Here is a 682-nt window from a genome sequence, read left to right on the forward strand (position 1 = left end):
TCAATCGGGATTCGCTCATGGACTTCATTGCCTTCGTCACGGCTGCCGGCCTGCTGCTGTCATGCGGCGCGGTATCCACCTTCATGGCCTTGCGTGCAGCGTATCCGCGCCTGCGCTGGTGGCCCGCGGCCGCCGCGTTCTGGGCGGCGGCCGGTGCGTGGGGTGCCGCGACCTGGAGGCAGCCCGCGATAGACGTGGACGGCTTCCAGCCCGACGCGGGCCTGCCGTTTGCCGCGCTGGCCTACTTGTTCACGCTGTGCGGCGTGATCGCATTCGCCTGGGCTGCCTGGGGCTGGCGCGTTCACGCCATCGCCGCCCGGCGCTCCGTAGCCTGACCCCAAGAAACGGGAGGCGACGATGGAAAGGCAGCGCGTAGGTGGCAGCGACACCAATCCGATCTACCGGGTCACCGAGGTGGCAGGGGGGCAGTCGCGCGACAAGTACGTCGTCGGCGATACCGGCGTGGCTTTCGATACGTTGGAAGCCGCCGAAGCGGCCGCCCGCGAGCTCGACACGCTGACGCCGCCGCCTCGCCGCTGAGCACTCAGGCGGTCGGTACGCCGGTGTGCGGCGTATCGATCAGCTTGGACAGATCGAAACCCTGCCGGCGTGCCTCTTCCAGGAACAGCAGGCGCGAGGCGGCATCCAGTTGCGGCTGCCGGGCCAACAGCCAGAGGTAGTG

3 protein-coding genes are annotated in these 682 nt (G+C 68.9%); 2 read left to right on the forward strand and 1 reads right to left on the reverse strand.

The annotated features are described in order from the left end of the window. Together CWM66_RS27970 and CWM66_RS27975 are read left to right on the forward strand one after the other, a co-directional pair. Positions 1-335 (forward strand): hypothetical protein (locus CWM66_RS27970; RefSeq protein ID WP_233218444.1); only part of this gene is annotated, 335 nt, incomplete at its 5' end. A 22-nt stretch (positions 336-357) separates the two neighbouring features. Beyond that, positions 358-540: a hypothetical protein gene (locus CWM66_RS27975; protein ID WP_107147746.1), complete on the forward strand. Its 183-nt coding sequence runs from the start codon at positions 358-360 to the stop codon at positions 538-540. A 4-nt stretch (positions 541-544) separates the two neighbouring features. On the opposite strand, the gene CWM66_RS29450 is transcribed toward CWM66_RS27975, so the two are convergent. After that, the gene (locus tag CWM66_RS29450; RefSeq protein ID WP_255416495.1) at positions 545-667 is read right to left on the reverse strand and encodes a hypothetical protein; all 123 of its coding nucleotides are present in this window, start codon (positions 665-667) and stop codon (positions 545-547) included. Between the last annotated feature and the right edge of the window lie 15 nt (positions 668-682).

It is taken from the genome of Kosakonia sp. H7A (genome assembly GCF_003028445.1).
GTDB lineage: Bacteria > Pseudomonadota > Gammaproteobacteria > Enterobacterales > Enterobacteriaceae > Kosakonia > Kosakonia radicincitans.

What these genes read in the sequence shown, in the direction of transcription:
- CWM66_RS27975 (WP_107147746.1), top strand. Translation starts at nt 358, where the DNA reads ATGGAAAGGCAGCGCGTAGGTGGCAGCGACACCAATCCGATCTACCGG.